At 71.3% G+C, this 21,427-nt stretch carries 17 protein-coding genes; 6 read left to right on the top strand and 11 right to left on the bottom strand.

The annotated features are described in order from the left end of the window. Positions 1-12: 12 nt before the first annotated feature. Positions 13-3,783 carry a nitrate reductase subunit alpha gene (locus H516_RS0113850; protein ID WP_022890307.1) on the bottom strand — a complete coding sequence of 1,257 codons (3,771 nt, stop codon included), beginning with the start codon at positions 3,781-3,783 and terminating at the stop codon, positions 13-15. 226 nt (positions 3,784-4,009) lie between these two features. Between H516_RS0113850 and H516_RS20225 the strand changes: the two genes are divergently transcribed. Beyond that, positions 4,010-5,242 carry a nitrate/nitrite transporter gene (locus H516_RS20225; protein ID WP_084620714.1) on the top strand — a complete coding sequence of 411 codons (1,233 nt, stop codon included), beginning with the start codon at positions 4,010-4,012 and terminating at the stop codon, positions 5,240-5,242. A gap of 43 nt (positions 5,243-5,285) precedes the next feature. Here the strand turns inward: H516_RS20225 and H516_RS0113840 are convergent, their stop codons facing one another. After that, positions 5,286-5,534 (bottom strand): MoaD/ThiS family protein, encoded by a 249-nt coding sequence (locus H516_RS0113840; RefSeq protein WP_026378793.1) that lies wholly within the window; start codon positions 5,532-5,534, stop codon positions 5,286-5,288. Between the two features lie 70 nt (positions 5,535-5,604). Between H516_RS0113840 and H516_RS20220 the strand changes: the two genes are divergently transcribed. Then, on the top strand, positions 5,605-6,777 hold the full coding sequence (locus H516_RS20220; RefSeq protein WP_022890305.1) for a ThiF family adenylyltransferase: 1,173 nt from the start codon (positions 5,605-5,607) through the stop codon (positions 6,775-6,777). A gap of 73 nt (positions 6,778-6,850) precedes the next feature. Next, a complete protein-coding gene (locus H516_RS0113830; RefSeq protein ID WP_026378792.1) occupies positions 6,851-7,264 on the top strand; it encodes a molybdenum cofactor biosynthesis protein MoaE in 414 nt (137 codons plus the stop codon). Positions 7,265-7,278: 14 nt separating this feature from the next. On the opposite strand, the gene moaA is transcribed toward H516_RS0113830, so the two are convergent. From moaA to H516_RS0113805, 5 genes are read right to left on the bottom strand one after another with little or no spacing between them, the layout of a single operon-like run. Continuing rightward, positions 7,279-8,406 (bottom strand): GTP 3',8-cyclase MoaA, encoded by a 1,128-nt coding sequence (gene moaA, locus H516_RS0113825; protein WP_022890303.1) that lies wholly within the window; start codon positions 8,404-8,406, stop codon positions 7,279-7,281. 40 nt (positions 8,407-8,446) lie between these two features. Next, entirely contained in the window at positions 8,447-9,604 is a 1,158-nt protein-coding gene (locus H516_RS0113820) for a sulfate/molybdate ABC transporter ATP-binding protein (protein WP_026378791.1), read from the bottom strand. Next, on the bottom strand, positions 9,601-10,446 hold the full coding sequence (locus tag H516_RS0113815; protein ID WP_026378790.1) for an ABC transporter permease: 846 nt from the start codon (positions 10,444-10,446) through the stop codon (positions 9,601-9,603). Before H516_RS0113815 ends, H516_RS0113820 begins: the two co-directional genes overlap by 4 nt. After that, positions 10,443-11,276, bottom strand: a complete 834-nt coding sequence (modA, locus tag H516_RS0113810; RefSeq protein WP_022890302.1) for a molybdate ABC transporter substrate-binding protein — start codon at positions 11,274-11,276, stop codon at positions 10,443-10,445. The genes H516_RS0113815 and modA overlap by 4 nt, the downstream gene beginning before the upstream one ends. Further along, on the bottom strand, positions 11,273-11,677 hold the full coding sequence (locus H516_RS0113805) for a TOBE domain-containing protein (protein WP_022890301.1): 405 nt from the start codon (positions 11,675-11,677) through the stop codon (positions 11,273-11,275). The genes modA and H516_RS0113805 overlap by 4 nt, the downstream gene beginning before the upstream one ends. A 230-nt stretch (positions 11,678-11,907) precedes the next feature. Between H516_RS0113805 and H516_RS0113800 the strand changes: the two genes are divergently transcribed. The 3 genes from H516_RS0113800 to H516_RS0113790 all read left to right on the top strand — a co-directional run bounded on the left by H516_RS0113800 (position 11,908) and on the right by H516_RS0113790 (position 15,414). Beyond that, positions 11,908-12,483, top strand: a complete 576-nt coding sequence (locus tag H516_RS0113800) for a nucleoside deaminase (protein ID WP_022890300.1) — start codon at positions 11,908-11,910, stop codon at positions 12,481-12,483. A gap of 13 nt (positions 12,484-12,496) precedes the next feature. Continuing rightward, a complete protein-coding gene (locus H516_RS20215; RefSeq protein WP_022890299.1) occupies positions 12,497-14,041 on the top strand; it encodes an NCS2 family permease in 1,545 nt (514 codons plus the stop codon). Positions 14,042-14,181: 140 nt separating this feature from the next. Beyond that, positions 14,182-15,414 (top strand): MFS transporter, encoded by a 1,233-nt coding sequence (locus H516_RS0113790; protein WP_022890298.1) that lies wholly within the window; start codon positions 14,182-14,184, stop codon positions 15,412-15,414. A gap of 312 nt (positions 15,415-15,726) precedes the next feature. Here the strand turns inward: H516_RS0113790 and H516_RS0113775 are convergent, their stop codons facing one another. The 4 genes from H516_RS0113775 to H516_RS0113760 are packed head-to-tail and all read right to left on the bottom strand — an operon-like array spanning position 15,727 to position 21,287. Then, entirely contained in the window at positions 15,727-16,494 is a 768-nt protein-coding gene (locus tag H516_RS0113775) for an SDR family oxidoreductase (RefSeq protein WP_022890297.1), read from the bottom strand. Next, positions 16,491-17,378 (bottom strand): xanthine dehydrogenase accessory protein XdhC, encoded by an 888-nt coding sequence (gene xdhC, locus H516_RS20205; RefSeq protein ID WP_022890296.1) that lies wholly within the window; start codon positions 17,376-17,378, stop codon positions 16,491-16,493. The genes H516_RS0113775 and xdhC overlap by 4 nt, the downstream gene beginning before the upstream one ends. A gap of 13 nt (positions 17,379-17,391) precedes the next feature. After that, complete coding sequence (gene xdhB, locus H516_RS20200; RefSeq protein WP_022890295.1) at positions 17,392-19,809, bottom strand: xanthine dehydrogenase molybdopterin binding subunit; 2,418 nt, start codon at positions 19,807-19,809, stop codon at positions 17,392-17,394. After that, complete coding sequence (locus H516_RS0113760) at positions 19,806-21,287, bottom strand: xanthine dehydrogenase small subunit (protein WP_022890294.1); 1,482 nt, start codon at positions 21,285-21,287, stop codon at positions 19,806-19,808. Before H516_RS0113760 ends, xdhB begins: the two co-directional genes overlap by 4 nt. Positions 21,288-21,427 lie beyond the last annotated feature (140 nt).

Here is a 21,427-nt window from a genome sequence, read left to right as displayed (position 1 = left end):
CCTGCCTGTTCATCAGTACTCGACCTCCTGACCACGACGGCGGATCACGGTGACCTCGTCCCGCTGGTTGCCGGTCGGCCCCAGGTAGTTGAACGCGAACGAGAGCTGCGCGTAGCCGCCGATCAGGTGGCTCGGTTTCAGCAGCACCCGGGTGAGCGAGTTGTGGATGCCGCCGCGCTGCCCGCTGGTCTCGGTGCGGGGCACGTCGACCGTGCGGTCCTTCGCGTGGTACATGTACACGGTGCCCTCGGGCATTCGGTGCGACACGATCGCGCGGGCGACGACGACGCCGTTGCGGTTGTACGACTCGATCCACTCGTTGTCGCGCACGCCGATCTTCTGGGCGTCCTGTGTCGACATCCAGATCGTCGGTCCGCCGCGCGAGAGCGAGAGCATGAACAGGTTGTCCTGGTACTCGGAGTGGATCGACCACTTCGAGTGCGGCGTCAGGTAGCGCACCGCGACTTCGGCATGCCCGGATGCCGCGGGGTCGCCGCTCGGCGCGGTCGAGCCGACGGCCGGCGAATCGCCGAAGAGCCTGGCGAGGTCGAGCGGCGGCCGGTAGATCGGCAGGTTCTCGCCGAGCTCCCGCATCCAGTCGTGGTCGAGGAAGAAGTGCTGTCGGCCGGTGAGGGTGTGCCACGGCTTCAGGTGCTCGACGTTGATCGCGAAGGCCGTGTAGCGGCGGCCGCCGTGCTCGGAGCCCGACCATTCGGGGCTCGTGATCACCGAGACCGGCCGCGACTGCACGTCGGCGAAGCGGATCCGGCCCCCCTCGTGGTCTTCGGCCAGTTGCGCGATGCGCTGCCCGGTGCGCTGCTCGAGCTGGCGGAAGCCCTGCACCGAGAGGCGCCCGTTCGTCGTGCCCGAGAGGGCGAGGATCGCCTCGCACACCTTCACATCGGTGTCGAGCAGCGGCTGCCCGGCGCCCGCACCCGTCGCGGCGACGCCGTTCAACCGCCCGAGCTCGGCGACCTCGGGCGTCGGGTCGAACACGATGCCCTTCGTCACCATGCCGGCCGTGACCGCGAGCGGCCCGAGCGTCGCGAGCTTGTCGGCGATCGCCGTGTAGTCGCGCTCGACGACGACGAGCTTCGGCATCGTGACGCCGGGTACGAGGGGCAGCCCGTCTTCGACGGTGCCGTGCGGGGTCGCCATCGCGTCGGGGGTGTCGTGCATGAGGGGGGCCGCGACGAGATCGCTGCGGGTGCCGAGGTGCGTGCGCGCGTACTCGGAGAACCGCTTCGCGATGAGGTGGAAGATCTCGAAGTCGGTCTTCGTCTGCCACGGCGGGGCGATCGCCGGATTGAACGAGTGCACGAACGGGTGCATGTCGGTCGACGACAGGTCGTGCTTCTCGTACCAGGTGGCCGCCGGCAGCACGACGTCGGAGAACAACGTTGTCGAGGTCATCCGGAAGTCGGCGGTGACGAGGAGGTCGAGCTTGCCCTCGGGCGCGTCGTCGTGCCACTCGATCGACTCGGGTCGGCGTTCGGGCGGTGCCTCGGCAGCGCGGACCGCCGAGTCGGTGCCGAGCAGGTGCTTCAGGAAGTACTCGTTGCCCTTGCCCGAGGAGCCGAGGATGTTCGCGCGCCAGACGTTCAGCACGCGGGGGAAGTTCTCGGGCGAGTCGGGGTCTTCGCAGGCGTAGCGCAGCGAGCCGTCGCCCAGGGAGTCGATCACGTACTCGGTGGGCTCCTTGCCCGCGGCTCGGGCGTCGTCGACGAGGTCGAGCGGGTTGCGGTCGAAGGTCGGGTAGCTCGGCATCCAGCCGCGCTTCGCCGACTCGACGAGACAGTCGGCCGTGGTGCGGCCGGCGAACAGCCCCTCGGCGAGCGGTGAGGCCAGCTGGTCTGCGGGCAGCCCGTCGTAGCGCCACTGGTCGGTCGCGAGGTACCAGAAGGCCGTGCCGATCATCGCCCGGCCCGGGCGCGACCAGTCGCTCGCAGTGCCGTACTGGGTGTAGCCGGTGACCGGTCGCACCTTCTCCTGCCCGACGTAGTGCGCCCAGCCGCCGCCGTTGACGCCCTGGCAGCCGGTCATCGTCGTGAGCGCGAGGAAGGTCCGGTAGATCGTGTCGGAGTGGAACCAGTGGTTCGTACCTGCGCCCATGAGTATCATCGAGCGCCCGCCCGAGCGTTCGGCGTTGTCGGCGAACTCGCGGCCGATGCGTTCGGCCTGCTCGGCGGGGACGCCGGTGATCTCCTCCTGCCATGCGGGCGTGCCCGGCGTCGAGGCATCCGCATAGCTCGTCGGCCAGTCGCCCGGCAGACCCTCGCGCGCGACGCCGTACTGGGCGAGCAGCAGGTCGAAGACCGTCGTGACGAGCCGGCCGCCGACGCGTGCGACCGGCACCCCGCGGTGCACCGTGCCGCTGCCGCCCTCGTGCTCGGCGCCCGCCTCGGGGGCGACGTCGAAGCGCGGCAGTTCGAGTTCGGCGACCTCGCCGCTCCAGGTGGCGCCGTCGCGAAGCGAGAGCTGCGGGTCGACGCCCTCGAGGTCGAGGTTCCACCGGCCCTCGTCGGCCGGGCCGAAGCGGTGGCCGAGCGCGCCGTTCGGCACCACGACCGAGCCGTCCCGACTCATCAGCACCGTCTTGAACGCGGCGTTGTCGACGGCGGCCTCATCGCCGCCCAAGTCGGCGGCCGTCAAGAACTTGCCCGGAACGTACGTGCCGGCGCCGTCGCCGCTCACGCGCTCATCGAGCGACACCAGGTACGGGGCATCCGAAAAGGTCTTCAGGTAGTGCTCGAACCGCGGCACCCGCCGCTCGACGAGGAACTCGCTGAGGATCACGTGCCCCATCGCCATCGCGAGCGCCGCATCGGTGCCCGGGTGCGGCGAGAGCCACTCGTCGGCGAACTTCGTGTTGTCGGCGTAGTCGGGCGAGACGGTGACGACCTTCTGGCCGCGGTAGCGGGCCTCGGTCATGAAGTGCGCATCGGGCGTTCGGGTGACCGGCACGTTCGAGCCCCACATCATGAGGTACGTCGAGTTCCACCAGTCGGCCGACTCGGGCACGTCGGTCTGGTCGCCGAAGACCTGCGGGCTCGCGACCGGGAGGTCGGCGTACCAGTCGTAGAACGACTGCATCGTGCCGCCGATGAGGTTGATGAAGCGGGCGCCGACGCCGTGCGAGACCATCGACATCGCCGGGATCGGCGAGAAACCGGCGACCCGGTCGGGCCCGTGCGCCTTGATCGTGTGCACGTGGGCGGCCGCGACGATCTCGAGCGTCTCGTCCCAGCTCGCGCGCACCAGTCCGCCCTTGCCGCGGGCCCGCTTGTACGCCCGGGATGCCACGGGGTCGGTGACGAGCGCCTCCCACGCGAGCACGGGGTCGCCGCCGACGCGCTCTTTCGCGGCTCGGTAGTGCTCGAGCAGCACGCCGCGCAGGTAGGGGTAGCGCACCCGGGTCGGCGAGTAGGTGTACCAGCTGAACGCGGCGCCGCGCGGGCAGCCGCGGGGTTCGTACTCGGGGGAGTCGGGCCCGACCGAGGGGTAGTCGGTCTCCTGCGTCTCCCAGGTGATGATGCCGTCCTTGACGTACACCTTCCACGAACACGACCCCGTGCAGTTCACGCCGTGCGTCGAACGCACGACCTTGTCGTGCGACCAGCGGTCGCGATAGAAGACGTCGCCCTGCCGGCCGCCCTCGAGGGTGACCGTGCGGAGGTCGGGAGAGAACTCGCCGGGTCTCAGGAACCGGCCGAACTTGAGGAGGGATTCGGCGAGCGGGCCGTCGGTGGCCGGCTCGCTCGCAGGTCGGGGCGTTCGGCTCATCGAAGCCTCCTCGTCTCGGCTGGTGCGTCGATGCGGCCGAGGCCGCGATCCGACACGTCCTACCCGACATTGTGGTGCGTGGACGGGCGAATGGGAAGGAACCCCCGACGGGTCAGCGCGTCACCGTAGGTGAATCACCGGTGCCCGGCGCGTGCGCACCGGGCGGCCGCCCGGTACTGTCTGCGTCAGGAAGTGTCACGGGTTTCCACTCGGCTGGAGGGGCAGCATGACCGCATCGTCGACGCAATCTGAGGGAATGAAGCTGCGGGGGCAGTTCGGGCAGGTGCTGCTCGCGACCCTCGCCTCGACGGTCGGGTTCTGGGCGTGGATGGTCATCGCCCCATTGCAGAAGACCTACGCCGATGAGCTCGGTCTCGACGAGGGGCAGATCTCGCTCATGCTCGCGACCCCCGTGCTCGTCGGCGCGCTCGGCCGCATCCTCGTCGGTGCGCTCACCGACCGATTCGGCGGCCGCACGATGTTCGCCGCGGTGCTGCTGCTCTCGGTACCCGCGGTGCTGTTGGTCGCGCTCGCCGGCGAGATCAAGAGCTTCCCGTTGCTGATCGGCGCGGGCTTCTACCTCGGCGTCGCCGGCACGATCTTCGCGGTCGGCGTTCCCTTCTCGAGCGCCTGGTACGAACCGGCACGTCGCGGTTTCGCGACCGGCGTCTTCGGCATGGGCATGATCGGCACGGCCGTCTCGGCGTTCTTCACGCCGCGCCTGGCCGAATGGATCGGCTACCTCCCGACGCACCTCCTGATCGCGGGGATCATGGTGGGCATGGCGGTGCTGGTCTGGGTGTTCCTGCGCGACTCGCCCGTGTGGGAGCCGAGTCGGCAGCCCCTGGTGCCGAAGGTCATGGGCGCGCTGAAGCTCCCCATCACCTGGGAGATGTCGTTCCTCTACGCGATCGTCTTCGGCGGATTCGTCGCGTTCTCGACCTTCCTGCCGAAGTACCTCACGACGATCTACCCCGACGACGTCGATCCGGTCGGCGCGGGCACGCGCACGGCGCTCTTCGCGGCGGCGGCGGTGGTCGCGAGGCCGATCGGCGGCGCGCTCTCCGACCGGGTGGGGCCGAAGATCATCTCTCTCATCTCGCTCGCGGGCATCGTCTCGCTCGCCTACGTCGTCGGGCAGCAGCCGCCCGAAGGCGTGCTCACGGGGGTCACCTTCATCGCCATGGCGGCGGCGATGGGCCTCGGCATGGGCGCGGTGTTCGCCTGGGTCGGCCCGTCGACCCCGAAGGACAAGGTCGGCGCGGTGACCGGCGTCGTGGCCGCAGCCGGTGGTCTCGGCGGGTACTTCCCGCCGCTCGTGATGGGGGCCACCTACAACGCGGAGACCAACTCGTACGCGCTCGGGCTGTGGCTCCTCGTCATCGTCGGGGCGTTCGCGCTCGTCGTCGCGGGCATGCTCCGCGACGCTCGGCCGGGCGGCGGGTCAGGAGCCGAGTAGCGGAGCAGGGTCACGCCCCGCGGCGCCGTGCCGGCGCCGCGGCTCAGCCGCCGGCGAACGGCGGCAGGATGTCGACGGCGCCGCCGACCGGGTGGGCGGGGTCGCGCCTGACCGTACCGTCGACGAGGAACGAGCCGCTCTTCAGCACCCGATCCATGGCCGTGCCGTAGCGTGCGGAGAGCAGTTCGTGCAGAGCGCCGATCGTCGTGCCGTCGGGCAGCTCGAGGCGCTCCTCCTCGAGGCCCGAGGCCTCGGCGGCGGCGGCGAAATATCGCACGGTCACGAGCGTCATGCGGATGATGCTACCGGAGTCTCGGAACGCGGCATCCATCACGCGGAAACCTCGCGGGTACACTTACCGCATGACCGCGCCGCTCGTGCAACCCGGGCCGATGCTCACGCCTGCCCGGCTCGCCCGGTTCAGCCGACAGCTGATGCTGCCCGGCTTCGGCGAGCTCGCCCAACGGCGGCTGCAGGCGGCGCGCGTGCTCGTCATCGGTGCCGGCGGTCTCGGCAGCGCGGTGGTGCCCGCCCTCGCGGGCTCCGGCATCGGCACGATCGGCGTCGCCGACTTCGACACGGTCGAGCTCAGCAACCTCCCGCGTCAGTTGAGCCACGGCGTCGCCGACCTCGGTCGACAGAAGGTGGCCTCGCTCGCCGACACCGTCGCCGCGATCGACCCCGAGTGCCGCGTCGTGCAGCACACCGAGCGGATCACCGGGGTGAACCTTCCCGCCCTCCTCGAGCAGTACGATCTCATCGTCGACGGCAGCGACAACTTCCCGACCCGATACCTGACGAACGACGCCGCGCACCTCGCCGGCAAGCCGCTCGTCTGGGGTGCGATCCTGCGCTACCACGGCCAGCTCGGTGTGGGGTGGCGCGGGCACGGCCCCGGCTACCGCGACCTGTTCCCCATCGCGCCCGCGCCCGGCGAGGTGCCCTCGTGCGAGCTGGGCGGAGTGCTGCCGAGCCTCTGCCTCGCGATCGGCGCCCTCATGTCGACCGAGGTCGTGAAACTCGTGACGGGCATCGGCGAGCCGCTGCTCGGCCGCGTGCTGAGCTACGACGCGCTCGCCGCCCGCACCCGCGAGATCCCGTACGCGGTGATCGCCGACGCTGACGAGATCACGAACCTCGTCGACTACGAGGTCTTCTGCGGCATCGCCCCCGCGAGCGAGCCCGGTGCCGGCGCAGCCGGCACGCACGCCGTCGCCCCCATCTCGGCGGCCGACCTCCTCCAGCGCATTCGCCGAACCGAGCCGCTGCGCCTCATCGACGTGCGCGAGCCCGCCGAGGCGGCGATGCGCCGCATCGGCGGAAGCACGCTGCTGCCGCTCGCCGAACTGCTCGACGGCGCCGAGCCGCCGCCCGGAGACGCCCCGATCGTCGTCTACTGCGAGGTCGGCATGCGCTCGCTGCGGGCCGCGCGCGAACTGCGACGGCGAGGCCACCCAGACGTGGTCTCGCTCGACGGCGGCATCGAGCGGTTCGCGGGCGTCGCGGGGGTCGCGGGCGAGCTGGTCATCCGGTGAAGGCGACGCAGCCGGTCGTCGACCGCAGCGGTCGAGGCCGCCCGCCCCGGCGGCCGGGAGTTAGGATCGCGTGGTGATCGAACCGTACGCCGTCGTCTCCGAGCAGCCCCTCGACGAGGCCGCCGTGCGGCGAGCCGTCGAGTCCGACGCGAGCGGCGCCGTCGTCATGTTCTGCGGGGTCGTCCGCGATCACGACGGGGGCCGGGGCGTGCGTGCGCTCGACTACCGGGCGCACCCCGAGGCCGAGCGATTCCTCGCCGACTGCGTGCGACGCATCGCTGAGGAGACCGGCTTCGCCGTCGCCGCGGCGCACCGGGTCGGCGACCTTCGAATCGGCGATGTCGCCCTCTTCGCCGCCGCGGGGGCCGGCCACCGGGCGCAGGCCTTCGATGCGTGCGAGCGCCTCGTCGAGCTCATCAAGCAGGAGGTGCCGATCTGGAAGCGGCAGCACTTCGCCGACGGCGTCTCGGAGTGGGTCGGGCTCTGATCAAACCGGCTCGGCTACCCGCCGATGTAGCTCATCTCGATCTTCGCGCGCGCCGCGCGCAGCTCGGGCGTGAGCGTCGAGCGGATCTCGCTGTACCGGTCGTCGCGCGCACCCCAGATGCCCGCCATGGCTCGAGAGAGCCCTTCGTCGTCGATGCCGCCGCGCAGCAGTGCCCGCAGGTCGTGCCCCTCGTCGGCGAACAGGCAGGTGAAGAGCTTGCCCTCGGTCGAGATGCGGGCGCGGTTGCAGGTGCCGCAGAAGGCGTTCGTCACGCTCGAGATGAGCCCGATCTCGCCGCCGCCGTCGGTGTAGCGCCAGCGGGTCGCGGTCTCGCCGGGGGCGGTCGCGCCGAGGGGTTCGAGCGGCATGTCCGCCGAGATGCGCTCGACGATCTCGGCCGACGGCACGACCTCGTCGAGCGACCAGCCGTTCGAGGTGCCGACATCCATGTACTCGATGAACCGCAGGGTGTACGGAGTTCCCCTGAAATGCCTGGCCATCGGCACGATCTCGTCGTCGTTGAGACCGCGCTTGACGACCATGTTGAGCTTGATCGGGCCGAGACCGGCGTCGTGGGCCGCGTCGATGCCGTCGAGCACCCGAGACACCGGGAACCGGACGTCGTTCATCGCCTGGAACCGCTCGTCGTCGAGCGAGTCGAGCGAGACCGTGACGCGGATGAGGCCGGCCTGCTTGAGCGAGGCGGCCTTCACCGCCAGGGCGGAGCCGTTGGTCGTGAGGGCGATCTCGAGCGGCCGGCCGTCGGGCGTGCGCAGCTCGGCGAGCATCGCCACGAGTTCATCGACCCCGCGTCGCAGCAGCGGCTCGCCGCCGGTCAGCCGCAGCTTCTCGACGCCGTGCGCCGCCGCGATCCGCGCGATGCGGGTGATCTCCTCGAAGCTCAGCAGCTCGTCGCGGTCGAGGAACGCGTAGTCGCGGCCGAAGACCGCCTTCGGCATGCAGTACACGCAGCGGAAGTTGCAGCGATCGGTGATCGAGATGCGGAGATCCCGCATGGGGCGGTCGAACCGGTCGGCGAGGGCGCCGTCGGCGAGCCCCGTCGAGGGCAGTCGGCGCACGCCGAGCGTTGCTCCGGGTGTCGCGGCGCGGGGCGCCGAAACCGGAACGATCGTGTTCGTCATCGGGTCACCCCCTGTTCGTGGATGCCACCGTAACACCGCCTCAGCCGTGTTCGCGCACCGAGATCTCCGACGCCGAGACGGTGAAGGCGAATCGCGAGCCCGGGCGAAGATCGAGTGCCACCGCGGCCGCGCCGGGCAGATCGACCGCGAGCTCGGGGTGCTCGAGGGTGGTGAGTCGCACTCCGCCGGGCGCGGGCTGCAGCAGCGAGACGGTGCCGATCCAGCGGTTCGGCACTGCCTCGTCGGATGCCTCGTGCCCGTCGCCCGCGAACGGTGCGACGTGCACCGCGGCCGGGCTGAACACCGCCGAGACCGGGCTGCCGGGTGCGGCGCGCCCGGCGGTCGCACGACGCCCCTCCACCAGACCGGCGGGGGCGAGCACGAGCGGGGATCCGTCGGCTCCGCTCACCGCGACGCCACCCGTCGTCGTCGCGGTGCCGACCGCGAGGTTCACCCCCGCGAGCGCCGCGACGAAGGAGGTCGCGGGGTGGCCGAGCACCTCGCCGACCGGCCCCAGCTGCACGATGCGGCCCTCGTGCAGGATCGCCGCGCGTCGCGCCAGCACGATCGCGTCGAGCGGGTCGTGGGTGACGAGCACGGTCGGGGTCGCCGTCTCGGCGCACAACTCGCCGATGAGCCGGCGCATCGCCGCCGCGGTCGGCACGTCGAGCGCGGCGAACGGCTCATCGAGGAGCAGCAGTTCGGGGCCCGCCGCGAGGGTGCGGGCGATCGCCACGCGCTGCTGCTGACCGCCCGACAGCTGGGCGGGCTTCCGCGCCGCGAACTCGCCCGCCCCCACCCGGTCGAGCCACCGCGCCGCGTCGGCGCGGGCGGCAGCAGCTCGTCGCCCCAGGGCCCGCGGTCCGAAGGCGACGTTCTCGAGCGCGCTCAGGTGGCGGAAGAGCAGCGGCTCCTGACCGAGCAATCCGATGCGTCGCTGCTCGATCGGCACGTCGATCGATGCGCGCTCGCCCGCGATACGACGGGCGAGTTCGCGCTCGCCGAGTCGCACGATCCCCTCGTCGGGGGCGACGTGGCCCGCGAGCACTGCGAGCAGCGTCGACTTGCCCGAGCCGTTCGGCCCCAGCACCGCGAGCAGCTCTCCGCGGTCGACCCGCAGCGACGCCGAGAGATGGAACGTGCCGCGTGCGGTCGTGAGCTCGGCCACGAGCGCTCCGGATTCGGGGTCGGCGCTCACCGCGGAGCATCCTCTCGCCAGCTGCGCATGATCAGGAGCACCGCGACCGCGACGGCGATCAGCATGAGCGAGAGCGCGATCGCGATGTCTTCACTGACGCCGGCGCCGTTGAACGCCGTGTAGATCGCGAGCGGCATGGTGCGGGTGACCCCTGCCGTGTTCCCGGCGAAGAGGGCCGTCGCCCCGAACTCGCCGAGCGCTCGGGCGAAGCAGAGCACGGTGCCGGCGAGCACGCCCGGGGCGACGAGCGGGAGCGTCACCCGGCGGAACACGGTGAACGGCCCGGCGCCGAGTCCTGCTGCGACGGCCTCGTAGCGGGTGCCGACCGCGCGGAGGGAGCCCTCCACCGAGATGACGAGGAACGGCAGCGCCACGAAGACCTGGGCGATCACGACGGCCGTGGTCGTGAAGGGCACGCGCAGCCCGACGAGTGCGAGGCTCTCGCCGAACAGGCCGGTGCGCCCCAGCAGGGCGAGCAGCGCGATGCCGCCGACGAGGGGCGGCAGCACGAGCGGGAGCGTGACCAGGGTGCGCAGCAGCGATGCCGTGAGTCGCGAGGCTCGGGAGATCAGCAGCGCGAGCGGGACGCCGAGCGCGAGGCAGCAGATCGTGGCGATGCCCGCGGTCGAGAGCGAGAGCGAGAGCGCCTCGAGGGCGGCGGGGGACGCGATGGCGGAGGGCACCGCGCGCCAGTCGAGGCGCAGCAGCAGGGCGACGACGGGCAGCGAGAGCACTGCGACGCCGAGCGCGGCGGGCACGATGAGCAGGCCAGGAACCCGGCTCGCCCGCCGCGAGGCACCCGCCTCCCTCGCCGTCGCGACGAGCGCCGGAGCCGCGGTCACGGCGCGCCGAAGCCGAACGACGCGAGTATCGCGGCGCCCTCGGGGGAGGAGACGAACCGGGTGAACGCGGCGGCCGCCTCAGGATTCGGCGCACCGGCGAGCGCGGCGATCGGGTATCGGTTCACCGCGGTCGACGCGCCGTCGATCGCGATGCCTTCGACCTCTCCGGCCGCGGCGGCGATGTCGGTCACGTACACCAGCCCCGCGTCGGCCTCGCCCGTTCGCACCTTCGTGAGCACGGCGGTGACGTTCTGCTCCTCGCTGGCCGGAGCGAGCTCGACCCCGGCGTTCTCGAGCAGTTCGGTCGCCGCGGCGCCGCAGGGGACTTCGGGTGCGCAGACGACGACGAGCGGCGCGGTTCCGCCTGCGTCGGCGAGGTCGGCGAGCCCGTCGATGCCCAGCGGGTTGCCCGGCTCCACCGCGATCTCGAGCACGTTGGTGGCGAAGACCTCGGGGTCGCCTGAGGTGAGTCCTTCGTCGGCCACACGCTCGAGGTTCTTCTCGTCGGCCGAGGCGAACACGTCGGCGCGGGCGCCCTCGATCAGTTGGGTCGCGAGCACCGAGGAGCCGTCGTAGGTGATCGGCAGCACGTCGAGTGAGGGGTGGCGCGCTTCGAAGCGCGTGGCGAGCTCGTCGAAGGCGCCACCGAGCGAGGCCGCGGCGAACACGGTGAGCGTGCCGTCGAGTCCCGCGGCCGAGGCGCCGGCTCCGGCGGTCGACTCGGAGCGGGCGTCGGTCTCGCCGGGAGACGGGGCGGCGCACCCGGCGAGCAGGGCGACGAGGGCGAGGGCGCCGAGCGCGCTCCGGGTCGCCGCCGTGCCGCGGCTCACGCGGGCTCCTGCTCGGTCTCGACGACCACCATGGTGGCCTTCACGATCGCGACGCCGCGCGAACCGACCTCGAGTCGAAGCTCACGGGCCGCCTCGGCCGACATGAGCGAGACGACGCGATGCGGCCCGCACTGCAACTCGACCTGCGCCACCAGGCCCTCGATCTCGACGCGGGTGACCAGGCCGACGAATCGGTTGCGCGCGCTGCGCCGCACGCGCGAGCGGTCGTCGCCCGCTGCGGCCATCGCCTGGGCCCGGGCGGCGAGCTGCTCTCCCGGCACGACCTGGCGCCCCGACGCATCCTTCGAGACGGCCATCAGGCCGTCGTTCACCCATCGGCGGACGGTGTCGTCGCTCACGCCGACGAGTTCCGCCGCCTCACTGATCCGATAGCGCGTCATGGTGAGGACAATACTTCCGCATCTGCGGAGATACAAGTCATCTTTCCGCAAATCGGAATCACAATTCCAAAAACGTCTGGACGGTTGACCCGGTGGCTGGTACCTTCGAACTCGGCCGACGCAGCAACCCTGCCCACCGCTCGGCCGCCCATGAGTCGGATCAACGGAGATCCACCCGGTACCCCGGGGAAGTCCACCGCGCCGGCGATGAACAGCAAGGAAGCCCTCTCATGGATTCGCTCGGACTCTCAACCGTCACGGCTACCGACGGCCAGCCCGCCAGCACCACCCAGCCCACCAACACCCAGCCCGCCGAGGTCGCATCGATCCCCACTCCGGCTGACTACCTCGCTCGAGCCGTCGGCATCGCGACCGAGAACGTCCGCAACGCGGGCGGCCCGTTCGGCGCGATCGTCGTCACCGCCGACGGCCGTGTCTTCGAGGGGGTGAACCGCGTCACCGCCAACCTCGACCCGACCGCGCACGCCGAGGTCTCCGCGATCCGCGCCGCCTGCCAGGGCACCGGGAGCTTCGACCTCTCGGGCGCCACGCTCTACACGAGTTGCGAGCCGTGCCCGATGTGCCTCGCCTCGTCGCTGTGGGCGCGCATCGACCGCGTCTACTTCGCGGCGAACCGCGACGACGCGGCCGACGCCGGCTTCGACGACGCCGTCTTCTACCGCTACTTCGAGGGAGACGCCTCCGACCGCGCGATCATGCCGGTCTCCGACATCGAACTGCCCGCCGACCTGCGCGTGGCCCCGTTCACCGAGTGGCAGCACACCGCCACCCGCACCGAGTACTGAGCGGAGCAGCGACATGACGCAGGACACCAGTACCCGCGGCCAGGGCCAGCCGGCCGAGGCGCTGCCCGAACAGCCCGCCGACACCTTCGCGGTCGCGAGCATCCCGAACCCGCTGCCGACCGGCGCCACGACGACGGTCGACGCCGAACCCAAGAACGCGTTCGACCGCTTCTTCGAGATCACCCGCCGGGGCTCGACGATCGGCCGCGAGATCCGGGGTGGCATCGTCACCTTCGTCACGATGGCGTACATCGTGATCCTCAACCCCCTCATCCTGGGCGGCACCGACGACGTCGCGGGCAATGCGCTCGAGCAGGCGCAGATCGGTGCGGCGACTGGGCTCACCGCGGGGCTCATGACGATCCTCTTCGGCCTCTTCGCCCGGCTGCCGTTCGCGATCGCCGCCGGCCTCGGCATCAACTCCTTCCTCGCGGTCTCGGTCGTCGGGCAGGTGACGTGGCCCGAGGCGATGGGCCTCGTCGTGATCAACGGCATCATCATCGTGCTGCTCGGAGCGACCGGCGCCCGCACGGCGATCTTCAGGGCCGTGCCGCAGGCGCTGAAGGCGGCGATCACGGTCGGCATCGGCCTGTTCATCGCGTTCATCGGCTTCGTCGACTCGGGGTTCGTCAACCGCACCCCCGGCGGCCCGCCGGTGCAGCTCGGCGATGCCGGGTCGATCACGTCGGTGCCGACGCTGATCTTCCTGCTCGGCCTCGTGCTGATCGGCATCCTCGTCGCGCGACGCGTGCCCGGTGGCATCCTGATCGGCATCGTCGTGACGACCATCATCGCGATCATCGCCCAGGCGCTGCTGAAGCTCGGCCCCTCGTTCGAGGACCCGAACGGCTGGCACATGACGATCCCCGAGCTGCCGACCGCCCTGTTCACCGTTCCCGACTTCGGGCTCGTCGGCCAGTTCGACGTCTTCGGCGCCTTCGGCCGCATCGGTGCGCTGAGCGCGACGATGCTCGTCTTCACCCTCGTGTTCTCGAACTTCTTCGACGCGATGGGCACGATGACGGGTCTCGCGAAGAACGCCGGACTCGCCCACAAGGACGGGACCTTCCCGCGCCTGCGTGCCGCCTTCATCGTCGAGGGTGCCGGCGCCATCGCCGGTGGCGCGACGTCGACCTCGTCCAACACGGTGTACGTCGACAGCGCATCGGGCATCGGCGAGGGGGCCCGCACGGGCCTCGCCTCGATCGTGGTCGGCGTGCTGTTCCTCCTCTCCATGTTCCTGACGCCGCTCACCCTCGTGGTGCCGATCGAGGTCGGATCGGCCGCGCTCGTCGTCGTCGGCGCCATGATGATGGGCCAGATCAAGGAGATCAAGTTCTCCAACTTCGCGGTGGCACTGCCGGCGTTCCTCACGATCGTGACGATGCCGCTGACGTACTCGATCGCGAACGGCATCGGCGTCGGCTTCATCTCCTGGGCGCTGATCAACGCCGCATCCGGCCGGGGACGCAAGGTCCACTGGCTGATGTGGGTGGTCGCCGCGGGCTTCGCACTGTACTTCGTGCGCGGACCGATCGAGGGCTTGCTGGCAGGCTAGGAGCAGAAGGCACCGCGTCGACGGCCTGCCCCGGCCCGCACCTCGTGCGGCCCGGGGCAGGCCGCGTCGCGGCGTCGCGGCGTCGCGGGTACGCGGGTCGCGGCGAACGGCCGCCGATACGGCCGACACGAGGAGGAGGAATGCACGTGACGGACTCGGTCTGGCGCGCACCCGGCATGCCGGCACTGCTCACGATGATCGCGGCGGGCTTCTCGGGCTATGCCGTGCTGCTTCCCGTGGCGCCGCAGTGGGCGGTGACAGGCGGTGCCGACGCCGCAGGCGCGGGACTCGTGACCGGCGTCTTCATGCTGTGCACGGTGCTGTTCCAGACCTTCGTGCCGGCGGCGCTGCGCCGTCTCGGCTGGGGCCCGGTGCTCGTGGCGGGCCTCGTCCTCCTCGGTGCACCGTCGCTCGTGCATCTCGTCTCGAACGAGCTCGGCCCCGTGCTCGCGGTCGCCGCGGTGCGCGGTGCGGGCTTCGCGGTGCTCACCGTCGCCGGATCGGGTGCGGTCGCCGACCTCGTCGAGCCCGCCCGACGTGGGCGGGCGATCGGTGCCTTCGGGCTCGCGATCGCCGGGCCGCAGCTCGTGCTGCTGCCACTGGCGCCGTGGGTCGCCGAGACGTTCGGATATCAGTGGGTCTTCCTCGCCGGGGCGCTGCCGCTCGTCGGCATCGTGCCCGCGATCCGGCTCGCGCGGCGCCTGCACGCCCGGCATACGGAGCAGGCCGCTGCCGCCGCCGAGGCCGGGCACGTGCACCACGTGGGACGGGCGGCCGCGCTTCGCAGGTTGATCGCACCGGTCGGGATCCTCCTCGGCGTGACGCTCGCTGGAGGTGCGCTCATCACGTTCACCCCGCAGCTCACAGGCGACGCCGTGACCGTCACCGTCGGGCTCGCGTTGTTCACCGCGATGGCGGCGCTCTCCCGTTGGCTGGTCGGTGGAATGGCCGACCGCTTCGGCACGCACCGGCTGCTGTGGCCGTTCATCGTGGCGACGATGACCGGGCTCGCGCTCGTCGCGTGGGCGGTGACCGGCGTCGGTGGGGGAGCCGACGATGCTGCCGGTGCTCCGGCGATGGATGCCTCGACCGCACCGCTGCTCGTCGGGCTCGCGCTGGTCGGGTTGAGCTACGGCGCCCTCCAGAACCTCACCATGGGCGAGGCGTTCGCCGTCGTGCCGCCGAACCAGTCGGTCTTCGCGAGCGCCGTCTGGAACATCGGCTTCGACGCCGGCAGCGGCATCGGAGCGGTCGTCGTCGGCATGATCGCGACGGGCAGTTCGTTCAGCGCCGCCTTCCTGGTGGCGGCCGCGATCTCGCTCGCGACGCTGCCCCTCGCGCTGCTGCGGCGCAGTTCAGCGCCCTCCGCCTGATTCCGGGGGCCGAGGAGCCGGAGCGGCGGAAAGCGCTGCCACCTCTGCCGGGTCGTTCTCGACGGGGATCCCGGCCGCGACGGGCGACCGCATGACCACGCCTTGTGCGACCACATGACCACATGACCACACGGTGCTGGGAGTGATCCTCCGTGCGACGTGCGACGTGCGACGTGCGACGTGCGACGTGCGACGTGCGACGTGCGACGTGCGACGTGCGACGTGCGACGTGCGAGGGCGACGGGTCACGGGCGACGGCCGCTGGCTCCGGGCACGCCGGGGCCAGCGGGGACAGCTGATCGCCGGCGTCGCTCAGCCGCGTCCGATGAAGGGCATGCCGGCGGCGGTCGCCGTGAGTTGGGGCACGCTCGCCTCAGCAGGAAGCCCGGCGAGCATCACGATGAGGTCCGCGACGACGCCGACGTCCATGGTCGGTTCGACGACGCGGCGTCCGTCGGCCGGGAGCGCACCCTCTCCGACGAATCCGTCGAGCAGTTCGGTGCGGGCGTTGCCGACGTCGAGCTGCGTCGCACTGATGCCGTACGGTCGCCCGTCGAGCTCGATCGACTTCGTGAGCCCGGCGATCGCGTGCTTGGTGGTGGTGTAGGCGACCGATTTCGGGCGAGGCGACTGCGCGGCGATCGAGCCGTTGTCGATGATGCGTCCGCCGCTCGGTCGCTGAGCCGCCATCTGTCGGAATGCGGCGCCGGCGCAGAGCACCGCGCCGGTGAGATTGACGGCGACGACCTCCGCCCAGTCGTCGGGGCGCAGTTCGCCGACGTCGGCGGACGGGCCGGACACGCCCGCGTTGTTCACGAGCACGTCGAGACGACCGAAGCGCCGGGCGTGCGCCGCCACGAGTGCGTCGACCTGCGCGGCGTCGGTCACGTCGCAGGCGACGACGAGTGCGGCGGGATGCCTCGAGTCGCGCTCGTGCATCGAAGCCGCCTCCTCGAGCGGGCCGGATCGGCGCCCCGCGAGCGTGACGCCGAAGCCTGCAGCGAGCAGCGCGCGCGCCGTCGCCCGCCCGATGCCCGTGCCCGCTCCGGTGACGATGACCGAGCGTTCTGGTGAGTTCATTCCGCTGGGCCGGCGGCCGGCGCCGATGCGTCGGCTCCGCCCGTGTCGGCGGCGTCGACCTCGGCCGACTGCGCCTCCTCGATCAGCTGCAGGATGCGCGCGGCCACGCTCACCGCGATCGTCGCGGGCGCCTTGCCGGCGACCTCGGGCACGCCGATCGGCGTCGTCACCCTGGCGAGATCGTCGTCGTCGTGCCCGAGCTCGCCGAGCTTGGTGCGGAACCGCGCCCACTTCGACCGTGAGCCGATGAGCCCGACGGAGCCCAGGTCGTCGCGCCTGAGCGCGGTGTCGGTGACCGCGAGGTCTTCGACGTGGTCGTGCGTCATGATGAGCACGTGAGCACCCGGCGGCAGCAGGGCGAGGCCGGCCTCGGGAACGGGCTCGTGATGCACGCGCACCTCGGCGACGGCGTCGGCGAGCACTCCTGAGACCCCGGGTTCGCCGATCCGCTCGGCCGAAAGCATCTCGGCGCGCGAGTCGACGAGGTGCAGTTCGAGCTCCTGCCGGGCGAGGACGCGTGCGAGCTCGAGCCCGACGTGCCCCATCCCGAAGATCGCGACCGAGGGGACGACCCGGACGGGTTCGAGCATGAGGGTGACCTCTCCTCCGCAGCACTGCACGCCGTACTCGGTCGTGGCCTTGTCGCTGAGCTTCAGCGCGAGCAGTTCGGGTTCGACCGAGCCCGATACGAGCAGCTCGCGGGCGCGACCGATCGCCGTCGCCTCGAGGTTGCCGCCTCCGACCGTGCCGAAGACGCGGTCGGGGGCGACGACCATCTTCGCGCCGCCGTTGCGCGGCGCGTGGCCGCGCACGATCGCGAGTGTGACGATCACCGCAGGCGTCCGCGATTCGCGGAGCCGTCGCAGTGCGTCGAGCCAGTCCATCGTGCGGCCCCGCTCAGGCCTCTGCGCCGGCGAGTGCGGGCAGGCTGCCCGCCGCGGCTTCGGCTGCCGTGCGGCCCTGCTCCGCGGCATCCGCATCGATCGATGCCTCGGCCCGTACCGCTTCGATCGCCCAGAAGACGGCCTCGGGCGTCGCCGGCGAGCCGAGCTCGACGGCCCGCCGGCCCTGGCCGAAGGCGCCGACCGCGACGCGGAGCGCCTCGCGGGCGCTGAACGCGAGCATGAACGGCGGCTCGCCGACGGCCTTCGAGCCGTACACCGCCCCGTCTTCGCGGGCGTTCTCGCAGAGGCGCACGTTGAACTCCTCGGGCATCTCCGAGAAGCTCGGCAGCTTGTACGTCGAGGCCGACTGAGTCTGAAGGCGCCCGCGGTTCGGGCCGTCCGATTCGTCCCAGCGGAGTTCTTCGAGGGTCAGCCAACCGACGCCCTGCACGTAGGCGCCTTCGATCTGACCGATGTCGAGCATCGGCGAGAGGGAGTCGCCGACGTCGTGCACGATGTCGACCCGACGCACGCGGTAGGCGCCGGTGAAGCCGTCGACCTCGACCTCGGTCGCGGCGGCGCCGTACGCGAAGTACTTGAAGGGCGAACCCTGCATGAGGTCGGGGTTCCAGTGCAGGCCTTCGGTGCGGTAGTAGCCCGCCGCCCACAGCTGCACCCGCTGCAGGTAGGCGGCGTTCGCGACCTCCGCGAAGCTCAGCCGCCCGTCGCGGTTGCCGAGACCGGTGACGAAGCCGCCCTCGAACCGAACGTCGCGCTCGTCGACGCCGAGCAGGCGCCCGGCGACCTTCGCCATCCGCTCGCGGATCTGCTCGCAGGCGTTCTTGACGGCGCCGCCGTTGAGGTCGGCGCCCGAGCTCGCCGCCGTCGCGGAGGTGTTGGGCACCTTGTCGGTGCGGGTGGGTGCGAGGCGCACCTGGCGCAGTTCGAGGCCGAGTGCGGTCGCGGCCACCTGCAGCATCTTCGTGTGCAGGCCCTGGCCCATCTCGGTGCCGCCGTGGTTGATGAGCACCGAGCCGTCCTTGTAGACATGCACGAGCGCACCGGCCTGGTTGAACGCGGCGAAGTTGAACGAGATGCCGAACTTCACCGGAGTGATCGCGAGCCCGCGCTTGGTGTCGGCGTGCGTGCGGTTGAACTCGGCGATCTCGAGCTGGCGGGCGTCGAAGTCGCTCTCGTCCTTCAACTGGTTCCAGATGAGGGGCGTTCTCTGGGCGTCCTTCACGAGCTGGCCGTACGGCGTCGACTGGCCGGGCCGGTAGAAGTTGCGCTCTCGGATGATCGTCGGGTCGATGCCGAGCTCAGGGGCGACCCGGCCCAGGATGTCCTCGATGAGGAACACGCCCTGCGGGCCGCCGAAGCCGCGGAATGCGGTCTGCGAGGTCTTGTTCGTCTTCGCGATCCGGCCGTCGGCGTGCACGTTCGGAATCCAGTAGGCGTTGTCGAGGTGGCAGAGCGCACGCCCGAGCACCGGCTCGGAGAGGTCGATGCTCCAGCCGCCGTCGGCGGTCAGCGTCGCCTCGAGCGCCTGGATCAGGCCGTCTTCGCTGAACCCCGCCTTCCAACTGATGTGGAAGGGGTGGCGCTTGCCGGTCATCGTGATGTCCTGCGTGCGGTTCAGGCGGAGTCGCACGGGGCGTCCCGTGAGCTTCGCACCGAGCGCCGCGATCGCGGCGAACCCGTGCGGCTGCATCTCCTTTCCGCCGAACGCGCCGCCCATGCGGAGCGACTGCACGGTCACCTCGCTCGACGAGATGCCGAGCACGTGCGCGACGATCTCCTGCGTCTCGGAGGGGTGCTGCGTCGAGCACTGCACGAAGTACTGACCCTCGGAGTCGCGGAGCGCGAGCGAGGCGTGGGTCTCGAGGTAGAAGTGCTCCTGGCCCCCGAACTCGGTGACGCCCTCGAACACGCGGGGCGCCGAGGCCATCGCGGCGGCCGCGTCGCCGCGGGCGACCGTTCGGGCGATGCCCTGGAACGACTCGGCTGCGATCGCGTCGCGCACGGTGACATATGAGGGGAGCGGCTCGTAGGCGACCTCGACGGCGGCGGCGCCGAGGCGCGCGGCCTCCTGCGTCTCGCCGAGCACCCAGACGAGCGCGTGCCCGGTGAACATCGCCTCGCTCGGGAAGAGCGGCTCGTCGTGCTTGATGCCGGCGTCGTTGATGCCGGGCACGTCGTCGGCCGTGAGCACGCGCACGACCCCGGGCACCTCATAGGCGGGGGAGACGTCGATCGTGACTCGGGCGTGCGCGTTCGTGGACTGCACGGGCCAGGCGGTGAGCACTCCGGCGGTCTCGGCGGCGAGGTCGTCGGTGTACATCGCGGCACCCGTGACGTGCAGCGCAGCGCTCTCGTGCGCGGCCGGGAACCCGACGACGGCGTTGGCGGGGCGATCGGCGAGCGAGCTCATGCCGACACCTCCTTCGATTCGATGACGGTCTGGCTGTAGAGCTTCAACAGGGCGTTGCCGAGCATGAGCGATCGGTACTCGCTCGAAGCGCGGTGGTCGCTCATCGGGGTGCCCTCGCCCCGCAGCACCGACGAGGCGGCGCGCACGGTGGCGACGTTCCACGGCTTGCCGGTGAGGGCGGCCTCGGTCGCGGTTGCGCGCAGAGGAGTGGCGGCGACTCCGCCGAGCCCGATGCGGGCGCTCGTCACGATGCCGTCTTCCACGTCGAGGGCGAAACCGAGCGCGACGCTCGAGATGTCGTCGAAGCGGCGCTTCGCGATCTTGTGGAAGGCGGTGATTCGTGCGAGCGGCAGCGGGATGCGGATCGCGCGGATGAGTTCATCGGGGCGCCGCACGGTCTGGCGGTACCCGGTGAAGTAGTCGGCGAGCTCGACCTCGCGTTCGCCGTCGGACGAGGCGAGCACGAGTCGTGCGCCGAGCGCGAGGAGCGCGGGCGGGGTGTCGCCGATCGGCGAGCCGGTGCCGAGGTTGCCGCCGATCGTGCCCCGGTTGCGGATGAGTCGCGAAGCGAACTGGGGGAGGAGCTGGGCGAGCAGCGGGATGCGCCCGGCGAGCCGGCGCTCGATCTCGGAGAGCGAGAGCGCTGCACCGATCTCGATCACGTCGTCGCCGATCGCGAGCGTGCGGAGCTCGTCGAGCTGCTCGATCGCGACGACGAGCGGCGCACGGCGGCCGCGGATGTTGACCTCCACGCCGAGGTCGGTCGACCCGGCGACGAGGACCGCGGACGGCTCGTCGCGGATCAGGCGCAGCGTGTCGTCGAGGTTCGCCGGGCGGACGAACCGTCCGCCGTCGGCCTCGAAGTCGGTCGGCACCGGCGTCGGAGCCGGGCGTGAGCGGCGGGCGGCGAGCTCGTCGTCGTCGGCCGGCGTGCCGAGCGTGTATGCGGCGTCGCGGATCGGGCGGTACCCGGTGCAACGGCACAGGTTGCCGCTGAGCGCGTGCAGGTCGAAGCCGTTCGGTCCGTGCTCGGGGTCGTGCACGGAGCATCCCTCATCGTGCTCGTCGGTCGCAGCGTGCTCGCCTGAGGGAACTCGGTCGGCGCGGTAGTACTCGCCGGCCATGCTGCACGCGAATCCGGGCGTGCAGTACCCGCACTGCGAGCCGCCCGCCTCGGCGAGCTTCTCCTGCACGGGATGGAGCGCGTCGGGGGAGCCGAGGCCCTCGGCGGTCACGACCTCCTGGCCATTCAGCGCGGCGACCGGTACGAGGCAGGCGTTGACCGCGGTCCACTCCGTGCCGCCCTGTTCGCCGGGGGTCGCGACGAGCATCGCGCAGGCGCCGCACTCGCCTTCGGCGCAGCCTTCCTTGCTTCCGGTGAGTCCGGAATCCCGGAGCCAGTCGAGCGCGGTGGTGTGGGCCGTGGCGCCCTGCATTGGGCGGGAGCGCCCGTTGACGGTGACGACGAGGTCGTGCATCGGATCTCCTCAGGTTCGGCGTCGACATCGACACCTGCGGCACCGGGGCCCCGATGGCCCCACCTCGCACCGCGCCTGCCTCCGGCAGTCATCTCGATGATACTGCGTCGGCGGCAGGAAGTTCTTGCTATTCGAAATGG

The organism is Agromyces italicus DSM 16388, from assembly GCF_000421545.1.
In the GTDB taxonomy this organism is placed as follows: Bacteria; Actinomycetota; Actinomycetes; order Actinomycetales; family Microbacteriaceae; genus Agromyces; species Agromyces italicus.
The sequence above is the reverse complement of the archived record's forward strand: the minus strand, read 5'-3'. Positions and strand labels throughout refer to the sequence as shown.

Coding starts and splice junctions, on each gene's coding strand:
- H516_RS0113850 (WP_022890307.1), bottom strand. CDS start 3,783: ATGAGCCGAACGCCCCGACCTGCGAGCGAGCCGGCCACCGACGGCCCG.
- H516_RS20225 (WP_084620714.1), top strand. CDS start 4,010: ATGACCGCATCGTCGACGCAATCTGAGGGAATGAAGCTGCGGGGGCAG.
- H516_RS0113840 (WP_026378793.1), bottom strand. CDS start 5,534: ATGACGCTCGTGACCGTGCGATATTTCGCCGCCGCCGCCGAGGCCTCG.
- H516_RS20220 (WP_022890305.1), top strand. CDS start 5,605: ATGACCGCGCCGCTCGTGCAACCCGGGCCGATGCTCACGCCTGCCCGG.
- moaA (WP_022890303.1), bottom strand. CDS start 8,406: ATGACGAACACGATCGTTCCGGTTTCGGCGCCCCGCGCCGCGACACCC.
- H516_RS0113805 (WP_022890301.1), bottom strand. CDS start 11,677: ATGACGCGCTATCGGATCAGTGAGGCGGCGGAACTCGTCGGCGTGAGC.
- H516_RS0113800 (WP_022890300.1), top strand. CDS start 11,908: ATGGATTCGCTCGGACTCTCAACCGTCACGGCTACCGACGGCCAGCCC.
- H516_RS20215 (WP_022890299.1), top strand. CDS start 12,497: ATGACGCAGGACACCAGTACCCGCGGCCAGGGCCAGCCGGCCGAGGCG.
- H516_RS0113790 (WP_022890298.1), top strand. CDS start 14,182: ATGCACGTGACGGACTCGGTCTGGCGCGCACCCGGCATGCCGGCACTG.
- H516_RS0113775 (WP_022890297.1), bottom strand. CDS start 16,494: ATGAACTCACCAGAACGCTCGGTCATCGTCACCGGAGCGGGCACGGGC.
- xdhC (WP_022890296.1), bottom strand. CDS start 17,378: ATGGACTGGCTCGACGCACTGCGACGGCTCCGCGAATCGCGGACGCCT.
- xdhB (WP_022890295.1), bottom strand. CDS start 19,809: ATGAGCTCGCTCGCCGATCGCCCCGCCAACGCCGTCGTCGGGTTCCCG.
- H516_RS0113760 (WP_022890294.1), bottom strand. CDS start 21,287: ATGCACGACCTCGTCGTCACCGTCAACGGGCGCTCCCGCCCAATGCAG.